Origin of the sequence: Schumannella luteola (assembly GCF_013408685.1) — a bacterium.
GTDB lineage: Bacteria > Actinomycetota > Actinomycetes > Actinomycetales > Microbacteriaceae > Schumannella > Schumannella luteola.
In genome coordinates, this window is sequence record NZ_JACBZY010000001.1 from 2945352 (window position 1) to 2959159 (window position 13808).

General features: G+C 71.2%; 10 protein-coding genes and 1 tRNA gene. 1 reads left to right on the forward strand and 10 read right to left on the reverse strand.

Annotation, left to right across the window (positions count from 1 at the left end):
- Positions 1-6 precede the first annotated feature (6 nt).
- Positions 7-90, reverse strand: a tRNA-Leu gene (locus tag BJ979_RS13385).
- 70 nt (positions 91-160) lie between these two features.
- Positions 161-616, reverse strand: coding sequence for a GNAT family N-acetyltransferase (locus BJ979_RS13390; RefSeq protein ID WP_179568602.1), 456 nt, complete (start codon positions 614-616; stop codon positions 161-163).
- A gap of 92 nt (positions 617-708) precedes the next feature.
- Here BJ979_RS13390 and BJ979_RS13395 point away from each other — a divergent pair, with 92 nt between their 5' ends.
- On the forward strand, positions 709-1620 hold the full coding sequence (locus tag BJ979_RS13395) for a helix-turn-helix transcriptional regulator (protein WP_179568604.1): 912 nt from the start codon (positions 709-711) through the stop codon (positions 1618-1620).
- 58 nt (positions 1621-1678) lie between these two features.
- Here BJ979_RS13395 and BJ979_RS13400 read toward each other — a convergent pair whose 3' ends face one another.
- From BJ979_RS13400 to trpC, 8 genes are all read right to left on the reverse strand, one after another.
- A complete protein-coding gene (locus tag BJ979_RS13400; protein ID WP_179568606.1) occupies positions 1679-1936 on the reverse strand; it encodes a hypothetical protein in 258 nt (85 codons plus the stop codon).
- Between the two features lie 186 nt (positions 1937-2122).
- Positions 2123-3589, reverse strand: a complete 1467-nt coding sequence (gene pyk, locus BJ979_RS13405; RefSeq protein WP_179570345.1) for a pyruvate kinase — start codon at positions 3587-3589, stop codon at positions 2123-2125.
- Positions 3590-3646: 57 nt separating this feature from the next.
- Positions 3647-5104 (reverse strand): glutamate synthase subunit beta, encoded by a 1458-nt coding sequence (locus tag BJ979_RS13410; RefSeq protein ID WP_179568608.1) that lies wholly within the window; start codon positions 5102-5104, stop codon positions 3647-3649.
- A gap of 51 nt (positions 5105-5155) precedes the next feature.
- Positions 5156-9751 (reverse strand): glutamate synthase large subunit, encoded by a 4596-nt coding sequence (gltB, locus tag BJ979_RS13415; protein ID WP_179568610.1) that lies wholly within the window; start codon positions 9749-9751, stop codon positions 5156-5158.
- A gap of 124 nt (positions 9752-9875) precedes the next feature.
- Positions 9876-10904, reverse strand: coding sequence for a prolipoprotein diacylglyceryl transferase (gene lgt / locus BJ979_RS13420; RefSeq protein WP_425502485.1), 1029 nt, complete (start codon positions 10902-10904; stop codon positions 9876-9878).
- An 80-nt stretch (positions 10905-10984) separates the two neighbouring features.
- Positions 10985-11767, reverse strand: coding sequence for a tryptophan synthase subunit alpha (gene trpA, locus BJ979_RS13425; RefSeq protein ID WP_179568612.1), 783 nt, complete (start codon positions 11765-11767; stop codon positions 10985-10987).
- Positions 11764-12978, reverse strand: coding sequence for a tryptophan synthase subunit beta (trpB, locus tag BJ979_RS13430; RefSeq protein WP_179568614.1), 1215 nt, complete (start codon positions 12976-12978; stop codon positions 11764-11766). Before trpB ends, trpA begins: the two co-directional genes overlap by 4 nt.
- The gene (gene trpC / locus BJ979_RS13435; RefSeq protein ID WP_179568616.1) at positions 12975-13808 is read right to left on the reverse strand and encodes an indole-3-glycerol phosphate synthase TrpC; all 834 of its coding nucleotides are present in this window, start codon (positions 13806-13808) and stop codon (positions 12975-12977) included. The genes trpB and trpC overlap by 4 nt, the downstream gene beginning before the upstream one ends.

Sequence of the window (13808 nt, forward strand, 5' to 3'; positions counted from 1 at the left end):
TCGAGGTGCCGGATAAGGGACTCGAACCCTTAAGCCCTCACGGACAGAGCATTTTGAGTGCCCCGCGTCTGCCAATTCCGCCAATCCGGCGCTCGCGTCGAGACGCGGCATTGGAACGATACCCGACCGCCGCCGCCCGCCCGCGCACGGCGCCGGCGGCTCAGTCGCCGACGACCGCGCCAGCGGGTCGCAGCATCCAGACGTCGACCTCGTCCTCGCGCTCGAACACGAAGCCGTGGCGGTCGTAGAGGCGGCGCGCCGGACTGCCCTGCAGCACGTCGAGCCGGAACGGCAGCTCGAGATGCGCGTCGGAGACGAGCACGTGAGCGAGCACCGCTCCCCCGATGCCCCGGCCCTGCAGTGCCGGATCGAGGTAGAAGTGCTCGATCCAGATGCCGTCGTCGGCCGGACGCACCGCGATGAGCCCCGCATCCGCGCCGTCGACCACGATGACGCGGGTGACCTCCGGCCGGAACGCCGCGAGAAAGCGCTCGCGCGACCGCTCGGGCGACCACCGGTCGAGACGAGCGAGCTGCGGCTGCATCACGCGGGTCTTGAGGTCGAGCATCCACTCGACATCGGCGCCGGAGGCGGGGCGGAACGACCAGGCGGGCATCCGTCGACGCTAGCGGCCCGTCGGTGCGCGTCACGTCTGCCTGGGGCCGAGGGGGCCAGGATGCGGGGCCCCGGCGCGCGTAGCCTGACCGGGTGAGCGACGACAACGAGCTGGGCGACTACCTGCGGGCGCGCCGCGGACTGGTCGACCCGACTGACGTGGGGCTGCCCGGCGGCGGTGTGCGCCGCACCCCCGGGCTGCGTCGCGAGGAGGTCGCGACGCTCGCCGGCATCAGCGCCGACTACTACCTGCGCCTCGAGCAGGGCCGTGATCGCAACCCCTCCGGTCAGGTGCTGGAGGCGCTCGCCCGCGTGCTGTGCCTCGACGCGGCCGCGACCGCCTACCTGCACGGACTCGTCGCCGAGCGCTCCGCCCCGCGATCGCGCCAGCGCCGCGCGACCGTGCCGCCCGGCATCCTGCAGCTGCTCGGCACGTTGAACCTGCCGGCTTTCGTCGAGGACCGCGCCTTCACGGTGCTCGCTGCGAACCGACTCGCGACGGCGGTGTCACCCGCGATCGTCGAGGGCGAGAACCGGCTGCGGTCGATGCTGCTCGACCCGCGCGAGTACGAGATGCACCGCGAGCGGGAGCGCGCCGTCGCGGGGATGGTCGCGACCTTCCGCGCCTCGATCGGGCCGTGGATCGACGATCCGGCCGTGCGCGAGCTCGTCGGCGAGCTGTCGCTGACCAGCGAGACCTTCCGGCGTCTCTGGGCGCGCCACGACGTGCGCGAGGTCGTCGGCAGCGCCTCGGTCGTGGATCACCCGGAGGTCGGCGAGTTCGCGTTCCGGCGCGAGAAGCTCACGATCGGCGACGCCGACGGCCAGCTGCTCGTGATCTACCACCCCGAGCCGGGCTCGCCGAGCGCGCAGAAGCTCGCCCTGCTGGGCAGCCTGCACGCGCCGGAGGCGACGGCGCCCGATCCGGTCGATGGGCCCGAGGATGCGCGCGGCGCCAGCGAGTCGAGCGGCACCGCAGCGCAGCGGCCCAGCCGCGAGGACTGAGCCGCTCGATCACCTGAGCCTGCGTCGGCCGGGCGATCGCGCCCGACCGAGGTCGAGGTCAGTGCTCGCCGTGGTCCGCGTCGGTGAAATGTCCCGGGTGCTCCTCCTCGGTGCCGGCGTGCTTCTCCTCGCCGGGGATGTCGGCATCCGTGAACTCGCCGGGGCGCACGCCGCCGCGGTGGCGCCCGTCCTCGCCGGGGATGTCGGCGTCCGTGTACTCGCCGAACGACGCGTCCGGCACCACGGCCGGGTCGTTGGGGATGTCGGAGTCGGGGTACTCCCCCTGAAGCTCCTCGTCGTTGATGCGCTCGGTCATCGGGATCCTCCCGTCGTCTCGTGCTGTCGCCGCCAGAGTACGACCGCCGCACCCCGCACGACAGGGGCTTCCGACCCGACGCTCAGACTCGGGGCGCTCGAGTGACCTGCCGTGGGAACGCCGGAGGGCGGGACCCCTCAGGATCCCGCCCTCCGTGACGCGGTGCGGACCGCGGCGTGCGTCGGCTCAGACGGCCGGCGCCACGCCCGCGTCCTGCTGCCAGACCGGCGCCTCGCCGTCGACGGCGGTGCCGATGACGTGCACGCGCAGGTCGTTCGTGCCGCCCGAGATCCCGGGAGGGGAACCGGAGATCACGACGACCTTGTCGCCGCGCTCGGCCAGGCCGTTCGCGAGCAGGATCTCGTCGACCTGGTGGTACATCGCATCCGTGTGCCCGACGCGGTCGACCAGGAACGACTCGATGCCCCAGGTGAGCGACATGCGGCGGCGGATCGCCTCGTCGGGCGTGAACGCCTTCATCGGGATGCCGAAGCGCAGACGCGACATGCGGCGCGCGGAGTCGCCGCCCTCGGTGAAGACGCAGACGTACTTCGCCTCGACGAACTCGGCCACCTCGGCGGCGGCGAGGGTGATCGCACCGCCCTGCGTGCGCGGCTTGGTGCCGAGCGGCGGGATGCGGTCGAGACCGTGGTCCTCGGTCGACGCGACGATGCGCGCCATGGTCGCGACCGTGATCGCCGGGTACTCGCCCACGCTGGTCTCGCCCGAGAGCATGACCGCATCGGCGCCGTCGAGCACCGCGTTGGCGACGTCGGAGGTCTCGGCGCGGGTCGGCACCGGGCTCGAGATCATCGACTCGAGCATCTGCGTGGCGACGATGACCGGCTTGGCCATGCGGCGCGACAGCTCGACGGCGCGCTTCTGCACGATCGGCACGGCCTCGAGCGGCAGCTCGACGCCGAGGTCGCCGCGGGCGACCATGATCGCGTCGAAGGCGTCGACGATCTCCTCGAGCGCATCCACCGCCTGCGGCTTCTCGACCTTGGCGATGACGGGCACGCGGCGCCCCTCCTCGGCCATGATCTCGTGCACGCGGGTGACGTCGGCGGCGTTGCGCACGAACGACAGCGCGATGAGGTCGGCGCCGAGCTTGAGGCCCCAGCGCAGGTCCGCCTCGTCCTTCTCGCTCAGGGCGGGCACGTTGACCGCGACGCCGGGCAGGTTGATGCCCTTGTTGTTCGACACGGCGCCGGCCACGACGACCTCGGTGCGCACGCGCACGCCGTCGGTGTCGAGCACGCGCACGCGCACCTTGCCGTCGTCGATCAGCAGGAAGTCGCCCGCCTTCACGTCCTGCGGGAGGCCCTTGAAGGTGGTGCCGACGAGCTCCTTGGTGCCCTCGACGTCCTCCGTGGTGATCGTGAAGATGTCACCCTCGGCCAGCTGGTGCGGCCCGTCGGCGAACTTGCCGAGACGGATCTTGGGGCCCTGCAGGTCGACCAGCACGGCGACCGGCTTCTGCACATCCTCGGCGGCCTTGCGCACGTTCGCGTAGACCTCCTCGTGCACGGCGTAGCTTCCGTGGCTGAGGTTCATGCGGGCGACGTCGACGCCCGCCTCGATGATGGCGCGGATGTTCTCGTAGCTCGAGGTCGCGGGCCCGAGGGTCGCGACGATCTTCGCTCGTCTCATCATTTCCTAACGGTGGTGGTGGTGGTAGATGGCGCAGGAGGCCCGGGGCGGGAAGCCTCAGACCGTGATAGCACGGTCGGAAGGCCGCACCGGGAACGGGAGCTGCGTCTCTCCCTCCAGGTAGCGGTCGACCGCGGATGCGGCGGCGCGCCCCTCGGCGATCGCCCAGACGATGAGCGACTGGCCGCGACCGGCGTCGCCGGCCACGAAGACGCCCGCTTCGCTGGTCTGGTAGTCCTCGTCGCGCGCGACGTTGCCGCGCTCGTCGAAGGGAAGGCGGAGCTGGCCGTCGAGGGCCTCCGACTCGGCGCCGGTGAAGCCCATGGCGACCAGCACGAGGTCGGCGGGGATCTCGTGCTCGGTGCCCGACTTGGGCACGCGGCGGCCGTCGATGTACTCGGTCTCGGCGACGCGGAGTGCACGCACCTCGCCGGCCTCGTTGCCGAGGAACTCGACGGTGGAGGCGAGGTACTTGCGCTCGCCGCCCTCCTCGTGGGCGCTGGCGATCTCGAACAGCGTCGGCGTGGTCGGCCAGGGCTGGTGGTCCGGACGCTCGGTCGGCGGCTGGTAGCCGATCGCCAGGTTGGTCACGCTGAGCGCGCCCTGGCGGTGTGCGGTGCCGATGCAGTCGGCGCCGGTGTCGCCGCCGCCGATGACGACGACGTGCTTGCCCTCGGCGGTCAGCTGCTCGGAGACGACGTCGCCGGCGACGACCTTGTTCTGCTGCACCAGGTAGTCCATGGCGTACTCGACGCCGAGCAGGTCGCGGCCCGGGATCGGCAGATCGCGCGGCACGGTGGCGCCGGTCGCGACCACGACGGCGTCGTAGCGCGACTTGAGATCGGCCCAGGAGATGTCCTTGCCGATCTCGACTCCGGCGCGGAAGCGGGTGCCCTCGGCCTGCATCTGATTGAGGCGCGCCTCGATCTGCTTCTTCTCCATCTTGAAGTCGGGGATGCCGTAGCGCAGCAGTCCGCCGATGCGGTCGTCGCGCTCGTACACCGCGACCGTGTGGCCGGCGCGGGTGAGCTGCTGGGCGGCGGCGAGACCCGCGGGGCCCGAGCCGACGACGGCGACCGTCTTGCCGGTGAGGCGCTCCGGCGGGTGCGGCTGCACCCATCCGTTCGAGAAGGCCTGGTCGATGATCGAGACCTCGACCTGCTTGATCGTGACGGCCGGCTGGTTGATGCCGAGCACGCAGCTCGACTCGCACGGAGCCGGGCACAGACGGCCGGTGAACTCGGGGAAGTTGTTCGTGGCGTGCAGGCGCTCGATCGCCTGGCGGCCCTCGCCGCGCCACATGAGGTCGTTCCACTCGGGGATGAGGTTGCCGAGCGGGCAGCCGTGGTGGCAGAACGGCACGCCGCAGTCCATGCAGCGTCCGGCCTGGCGGCGGGTCTGCGTCAGGTCGCCCTGCTCGTAGACCTCCTTCCAGTCCATGAGCCGCAGCGCGACGGGTCGGCGGGCGGGGGTCTCCCGCTCGCGGGTGGTCAGAAAGCCCTTGGGGTCAGCCATCGGAGGCCTCCAGAAGTTCGGTGCGGACGGGGATCGGAGCGAAGATGCGCGTCATCCGCCCGTCACCTCCAGGATCCGCTTCCAGGTGGCGTCGCCGTCGGGGTCGATCCCGTTGTCGACGGCCTCCTGGCGGGTCTTGAGCACGGCCGCGTAGTCGCGCGGCAGCACCTTCACGAAGTCGGCCAGCGTCTGCTCGAGGTCGTCGAGCATGCGCTGCGCGAGCGTCGAGCCGGTCTCGGCCACGTGCCGCTGCAGGAGATCGGTGAGGATCTCCGCGTCGGCGCTGTCGAGCGGCAGCAGCTCGAGCTCGCCCGAGACGAGCGAGTCGAGGTTGACGCGCTCGCGCTGCAGCTGGTGGATGTAGGCGGTGCCGCCCGACATGCCCGCGCCGAGGTTGCGTCCGGTGCCGCCGAGGATGACCGCGAGTCCGCCGGTCATGTACTCGAGCGCGTGGTCGCCCACGCCCTCGACGACCGCCGTGGCGCCCGAGTTGCGCACCAGGAAGCGCTCGCCGACCCAGCCGCGCAGGAACATCGATCCCTGCGTCGCGCCGTAGCCGATCACGTTGCCGGCGATCACGTTGTGCTCGGCGTCGAAACCGGCGCCCTGCGGCGGGCGCACGGAGATCTGGCCGCCGCACAGGCCCTTGCCGACGTAGTCGTTGCTGTCGCCCTCGAGGCGCAGTGTGATGCCGGAGGGCAGGAAGGCGCCCAGCGACTGACCGGCGGAGCCGTGCAGCTTCACCGTGATCGTGTCGGCGGGCAGCCCGTGCTCGCCGTGGCGCATCGTGACCTCGTGGCCGAGCATGGTGCCGACGGCGCGCTCGGTGTTGGCCACCGGCAGCTCGATCTCGACCGGCTGGCCGTGCTGCAGCGCGCTCTGCGCGCGGCGGATCAGCTCCTGGTCGAAGTGCTTCTCGAGCTCGTGGTCCTGCTCGCGACGGTTCGCGCGGGGCTCGTCGTCGTCGAAGTCGGGGCCCACGAGGATCGGGCTGAGGTCGAGACCGTCGGCCTTCCAGTGGTCGATGGCCCGGTCGACGTCGAGCAGCTCGGCGTGGCCGATCGCCTCGTCGATCGTGCGGAAGCCGAGGGCGGCGAGGTACTCGCGCACCTCCTGCGCCAGGAACTCGAAGAAGGTCTCGACGAACTCCGGCTTGCCCGTGAAGCGGGCGCGCAGCTCGGGGTTCTGCGTCGCGACGCCCACCGGGCAGGTGTCGAGGTGACAGACGCGCATGAGGATGCAGCCCGACACGACGAGCGGAGCCGTCGCGAAGCCGTACTCCTCGGCGCCGAGCAGCGCGGCGACGATGACGTCGCGGCCGGTCTTCATCTGACCGTCGACCTGCACGATGACGCGATCGCGCATCCCGTTCAGCATGAGGGTCTGCTGGGTCTCGGCGAGGCCGATCTCCCAGGGCGTTCCCGCGTGCTTGAGCGAGTTCAGCGGGCTCGCGCCGGTGCCTCCGTCGTGGCCGGAGACCAGCACGACGTCGGCCAGGGCCTTCGTCACGCCCGCGGCGACCGCGCCGATGCCCGACTGCGAGACGAGCTTGACGTGCACGCGCGCCGAGGGGTTGGCGCGCTTGACGTCGAAGATCAGCTGCTTGAGGTCTTCGATCGAGTAGATGTCGTGGTGCGGCGGCGGCGAGATGAGGCCGACGCCGGGGGTGCCGCCGCGGGTGCGGGCGACCCAGGGGTACACCTTCTGCGGGGGCAGCTGGCCGCCCTCGCCGGGCTTCGCACCCTGCGCCATCTTGAGCTGGATGTCGGTGGCGTGGCTGAGGTACATGCTCGTGACGCCGAAGCGGCCCGAGGCGACCTGCTTGATGCGGCTGCGGCGCTCGGGGTCGAGCAGGCGCTCGACGTCCTCACCGCCCTCGCCCGTGTTGGAGCGGCCGCCGAGACGGTTCATCGCGATCGCGAGCGTCTCGTGCGCCTCCTTCGAGATCGAGCCGTAGCTCATCGCGCCCGTGTTGAAGCGGGAGATGATCGACGACGCCGACTCGACCTCGTCGAGCGGCACCGCCGGGCGCACGCCCTCGCGCAGGCGGAACAGGCCGCGCAGGGTCTGCAGCTTCTCGGCCTGCTCATCCACCTGCTTCGTGTACTGCCGGTAGATGTCGTAGCGCTTGGTGCGCGTCGAGTGCTGCAGGCGGAACACGGTCTCGGGGTTGAACAGGTGCGGCGGCCCCTCGCGGCGCCACTGGTACTCGCCGCCGGTCTCGAGGCGCTCGTGCGCGAGGATCGCGCCGTCCTCGGGGTAGGCGGCCGAGTGGCGCGCGCCGTTCTCGGTCGCGATCACGTCGAGGCCGACGCCGCCGAGCAGCGTCGTGGTGCCGGTGAAGTAGTCGTCGATGAGCTGCTGGCTGAGTCCCACGGCCTCGAAGGCCTGGGCGCCGGCGTAGCTGGAGACGACCGAGATGCCCATCTTCGACATGATCTTGAGCACGCCCTTGCCGAGCGCCTTGATCAGGTTCTTGACGGCCTTCTCGCTCGAGATGCCGGTGAGCATGCCGGAGCGCACGAGCTGCTCGGCGGTCTCCATCGCCAGGTACGGGTTGATCGCCGAGGCGCCGTAGCCGATGAGCAGCGCGATGTGGTGCACCTCGCGCACGTCGCCCGCCTCGACCACGAGGCCGACCTTCATGCGGGTCTCCTGGCGGATGAGGTGGTGGTGCACCGCCGAGAGCATGAGCAGCGACGGGATGGGCGCGAGCTCGCTGTTCGAGTCGCGGTCGCTGAGCACGAGGAAGTGCGCGCCGTTCGCGATGGCCTCGTCGGCCTCCTGGCACATCGCCTCGAGGCGCTTGCGCAGACCCTTCTCGCCCTTGCCCGCCTCGTAGAGGCCGCGGATCACCGCGGTGGGCTTGCGGCCCGACTTCGTCTCGAAGTGCTGCACCTTGGCGAGCTCGTCGTTGTCGATGACCGGGAAGTCGAGGATGATCTGGCGCGCGTGCTCGGGGCCCGCATCCAGCAGGTTGCGCTCGGGTCCGAGGCCGAGCGACATCGAGGTCACGACCTCTTCGCGGATCGAGTCGAGCGGCGGGTTCGTCACCTGCGCGAAGGCCTGCGTGAAGTAGTCGAACAGCAGGCGCGGGCGGTCGCTGAGCACCGCGATCGGGGTGTCCGATCCCATCGCGCCGAGGGGCTCCGCCCCGTTCTTCGCCATCGGCGAGATGAGGATGCGCACCTCCTCCTCCGTGTAGCCGAAGGTGCGCTGACGGCGGCTGACCGACGCCGGGGTGTGCAGGATGTGCTCGCGCTCGGGCAGGTCCTTGAGGTGGATGCGGCCCTCGTCGAGCCACTCGCCCCACGGCTCCTGCTCGGCGACGGACGCCTTGAGCTCGTCGTCCTCGACGATGCGGCCCTCGACCGTGTCGACGAGGAACATCTTGCCGGGGCGCAGGCGGCCCTTGCGCACGATCTTCTCGGCGGGGAAGTCGAGCACGCCGATCTCGCTGGCGAGCACGACCAGGCCGTCGTCGGTCACGACGAAGCGGCCGGGGCGCAGACCGTTGCGGTCGAGCGTCGCGCCGACGAGCGAGCCGTCGGTGAAGACGAGCGCGGCCGGGCCGTCCCAGGGCTCCATGAGCATGGAGTGGAACTCGTAGAAGTCCTTCTTGCGCTCGTCGATGTCGGTCTGGTTCTCCCAGGCCTCCGGCACCATCATCATGACCGCGTGCGGCAGGCTGCGACCGCTCAGGGTCAGCAGCTCGACGACCTCGTCGAAGGAGGCCGAGTCGCTCGCACCGGGCGTGACGATCGGCAGCACCGGGCGCAGGTCGCCGAGCAGCTCGCTCTCGAGCTGGCTCTGGCGCGCGCGCATCCAGTTGCGGTTGCCCTGCACCGTGTTGATCTCGCCGTTGTGCGCGATCATGCGGAACGGCTGAGCGAGCGGCCACGACGGGAAGGTGTTCGTCGAGTAGCGCGAGTGCACCAGCGCGAGGCGCGAGGTGAAGCGCTCGTCGCTGAGGTCGGGGTAGAACGGCTCGAGCTGCAACGTCGTGACCATGCCCTTGTAGACCACGGTGCGGCTGGAGAGCGACGGCAGATAGGCGCCGTGCTCGCGCTCGGCGCGCTTGCGGGCGCGGAAGGTGAGGCGGTCGAGCGCGATGCCGGCGATCGCGCGGCCCTCGGCTCCGGCGCCGCTCGCGCGCACGAACAGCTGCTCGAACACCGGCGCGGCCTCGCGGGCCAGCTTGCCGAGCTCGTCGAGGTTCACCGGCACGTCGCGCCAGGTGATGAGGGCGAGGCCCTCCTCGTCGAGGATGCGCTCGATGGCCGACTTGAGCGCCGCGCGCTCGTCGTCGTCGACCGGCAGGAAGGCCATGCCGACGGCGTACTCGCCGGCGGCGGGAAGCTCGGCCTCGACGACCGCGCGGAAGAAGTCGTCGGGGACCTGCGTGATGATGCCGGCGCCGTCGCCCGTGCCCGCATCGGAGCCGATGGCGCCGCGGTGCTCGAGGTGACGCAGCGCGTCGAGGGCGCCGTCGATGATGTCGTGCCCCGCGGTGCCGCGGAGCGTGGCGACCATCGCGAGACCGCACGCATCCTTCTCGGCGTCCGGGCGGTAGAGGCCCTGAGCGGGCGGAGTGGTGCTGAACGCCCGATACGGGCTGGGCACGGCGGAAGAGCTGGAGACAGCCATGGGAACCGTCCTCATGATGAAACCGGGATGGGACGTCGCTGGCCCACAGGAACAGAGGGTGAGCCCGGAGTGCGGCTCGGAACGCCGGCTGGTGAGGCCGGCCTCGGCGTGGTGGTGCCGAGAATCAGGAGGCGACCTTCGCTCCGCTTGTGGCGGCCTCGTCGGATTCCTCATCGACGACCGTCTCGTCGTCATCGGAGTCGGAGTAGGTCTCGCCGGAGTCTACGGCACTCGTCGGCGTCCACTCGCGACCCGGCAGGTACGGGCTCGGCTCGGCGCCCGGGTGACGACGCGTCTGCACGACGAGGATGACCAGTCCGATCACGATCGCGCCGACCGCGGCCCACACGTTCGCGCGGATGCCGAAGTAGTACTCGCTCGGATCGACGCGGATCGACTCGAAGAAGCTGCGGCCGATGCCCTGCCAGATCAGGTAGACGGCGAGCACCTTGCCCCACTGCAGGTCGAGCTTCTTGCGCAGACCGTAGATCACGATGATGCCGATGACGTTCCAGATGATCTCGTAGAGGAACGTGGGCTGGAACAGGGTGCCGGCGGGCAGACCCTCCGGCCAGGCGGCGTTGCTCTGCTCGATCTGCAGACCCCACCAGGCGCCGTCGGGCGTGGGCAGGCCGAAGAGCTCGTGGTTGAACCAGTTGCCGAGACGGCCGAGCGCCTGCGCGGCGAGCATGCCCGGCGCGATGGCGTCGACGATCGCGGTGAAGCGCAGACCGGTGAAGCGGCTGCCGATGTAGGCGCCGAGGGCGCCGCCGAGCAGGGCGCCGTAGTAGGCGTTGCCGCCCTCCCAGACCGCCCAGATCGACCCGGGCTGGGTGATGTTCCAGGTGTTCTTGCCGGGGCCGAAGTAGTCGCCCGGGTGGGTGAACACGTGGTAGAACCGCGCCACGATGATGCCGAGCGCGACCGTCCAGATGGCGATGTCGAGGATGACCCACCGCTCGGCGCCGCGCTGGTTGAGGCGGTGGTTGGCCATGAGGATCGCGGCGATGATGCCGGCGAGGATGCACAGCGCGTAGACGTGGATCTGACCCCACGCGGCCGGCCAGGCCGGGAACCAGGAGTGGATCCACTGACCGACCTGGATGATCTGCCAGTCGGACGGCGGGCTCGGGATGCTGGCGGGCACGGCCACGGGTGGATCTCCTCAGCTGTCACGACGGCGCGCGGGAGCGCGCACGACGATCGGTGGACTCGGGAAGTCTACTGCCGCCTCTAGCGGCGGCCGGACAGGGCGGCGGCCGTGCGGGCGAGCCCGGCGACTCCCCCATCGGCGAGCGACGACACGAGGGCGGAGCCGACGATCGCGCCGTCGGCGTACTCGAGCACCTCGGCGACCTGCTCGGCCGTCGAGATGCCGATGCCGACGCAGGCGCGGTCGGCGCCGGCGTCGCGCAGTCGCGTGACGAGGCCGCGAGCGGCCGCATCCACGTCGGCGCGGGCGCCGGTGACGCCCATCGTCGAGACGGTGTAGACGAAGCCGCGGCTCGCGGCGACGATCTGCTTCAGGCGCGCGTCACTCGACGACGGCGCGGCCAGGAAGATGCGGTCGAGCCCGGTGCGCTCGCTCTCGGCGATCCAGTCGTCGGCCGAGTCGGGCGTGATGTCGGGCGTGATGAGCCCGGCGCCGCCGGCCGACTTCAGGTCGTCGGCGAAGCGGGTGGGACCGTACTGCAGCACCGGGTTCCAGTAGGTCATGATCACGACCGGCACGTCGACGCGGGCTCGGATGCGCTCGACCGCCGTGAACGCGTCGCTCAGCCGGAAGCCGTTGGCGAGCGCCTGCTGCGTCGCGGCCTGGATGGCGGGGCCGTCCATGACCGGGTCGGAGTAGGGCAGACCGAGCTCGAGGATGTCGACGCCGTTCTCGGCGAGGGCGACCGCGGCATCCACGCTGGTGTCGAGATCGGGGAAGCCGATCGGCAGGTAGCTGATGAGCGCGCCGCGCCCCTCGGCCTTGCGGGCGTCGATGACGCGCCCGACGTGGGACTCGGTCATTCCTGGGTCGCTCCCTCGTCGAACAGGTCGAACCAGCGGCCCGCCGTCTGCACGTCCTTGTCGCCGCGGCCGGAGAGGTTCACCAGCAGCGTCGCCTCCGGTCCGAGCTCCCGGCCGAGGCGCAGCGCGCCGGCGAGGGCGTGAGCCGACTCGATCGCGGGGATGATCCCCTCGGTGCGACTGAGCAGACGCAGTGCGTCCATCGCCTCGACGTCGGTCGCGGGCAGGTACTCGGCGCGGCCGATGTCGGCGAGCCAGGAGTGCTCAGGACCGACGCCCGGGTAGTCGAGGCCGGCGGAGATCGAGTGCGACTCGAGCGTCTGGCCGTCGTCGTCCTGCAGCAGGTAGCTGCGGGCGCCGTGCAGCACGCCCGGGCGGCCGCGCTGGATCGCGGCGGCGTGCTTCTCGGTGTCGACGCCGTCACCCGCGGCCTCGTAGCCGATCAGGCGCACGTCGGCGTCGTCGAGGAAGGCGTGGAAGATGCCGATCGCGTTGGAGCCGCCGCCGACGCAGGCGAGCACGGCCGTGGGCAGCGCCCCGGTCAGCTCGAGCACCTGCTCGCGCGCCTCCTCGCCGATGATCTTCTGGAAGTCGCGCACCATCGTCGGGAACGGGTGCGGACCCGCCGCCGTGCCGAAGATGTAGTTGGTGCTCTCGACGCTCGCTACCCACTCGCGATACGCCTCGTTGATGGCGTCCTTGAGTGTGCGCGAGCCGGCGGTGACCGACACGACCTCGGCGCCGAGCAGGCGCATGCGGGCCACGTTGAGCGCCTGGCGCTGCGTGTCGACCTCGCCCATGTAGATCGTGCACTCGAGGCCGAAGAGCGCCGCCGCGGTCGCGGTCGCGACGCCGTGCTGGCCGGCGCCGGTCTCGGCGATCACGCGCGTCTTGCCGATGCGCTTCGTGAGCAGGGCCTGGCCGAGCACGTTGTTGATCTTGTGCGAGCCGGTGTGGTTGAGGTCTTCGCGCTTGAGCAGGATGCGGGCGCCGCCCGCGTGCTCGGCGAAGCGCGGCACCTCGGTCAGCAGCGAGGGCCGGCCCGTGTAGGTGCGGTGCAGCTCGGCGAGCTCGGCCTGGAACACCGGGTCGACCTTGGCGGCCTCGTAGGCCTCGGTCAGCTCGTCGATCGCGGCGATGAGCGACTCGGGCATGAAGCGCCCGCCGAATTCGCCGAAGAACGGTCCGTCGACCGCGCGGAGGTCGGTCATGCGCGCTCTCCCGTCACGGCGTCAGCGCCCGAGGTCTCCGCCTGGGCGGGATCCGACTGGGCGTTGAGGAACGACTCGAGGGTCTGGATCGGGTCGCCGCCCGTGACGAGCGCCTCGCCCACCAGCACGACATCCGCTCCCGCGTCGCGGTAGTGGGCGACGTCGGCGGGCCGCAGCACGGCCGACTCCGCGACGCGCACGACGCCGGCCGGGATGCGGTCGGCGAGACGGCCGAACAGGTCGCGGTCGAGCTCGAAGGTGCTGAGGTCGCGCGCGTTGACCCCGAGCACGCTCGGTCCGAGCTCGAGGGCCCACTCGACCTCGTCGGCACTGTGCGTCTCGACGAGCGCGGTCATGCCGAGCGAGTGGATGAGCTCGTGCAGCTCGGCGAGCACCGACTGCTCGAGCGCGGCGACGATGAGCAGCACGAGATCGGCGCCCGCGGCGCGGGCCTCGAACACCTGGTACGGCTCGGCGATGAAGTCCTTGCGCAGCACCGGGATGCCGACGGCGGCGCGCACGGCCTCGAGGTCGTCGAGCGAGCCGCGGAAGCGGCGCTGCTCGGTGAGCACCGAGATGGCGCTGGCTCCGCCGGTCTCATAGGAGACGGCGAGGGCGGCGGGATCGGTGATCTCGGCCAGGGCGCCGCGCGAGGGGCTCGCGCGCTTCACCTCGGCGATGATCTTGACGCGCTCGGCCGGCTCGAGCGCCACGACGGCGTCGAGGGCGGCGGGGCGGGCCAGAGCGGCCGCCTCCACCTCGGCGAGCGGACGGATGCTGCGGCGCTCCGCAGCATCCGCGAGGGCTCCGGAGACCAGGTCGCTGAGCAC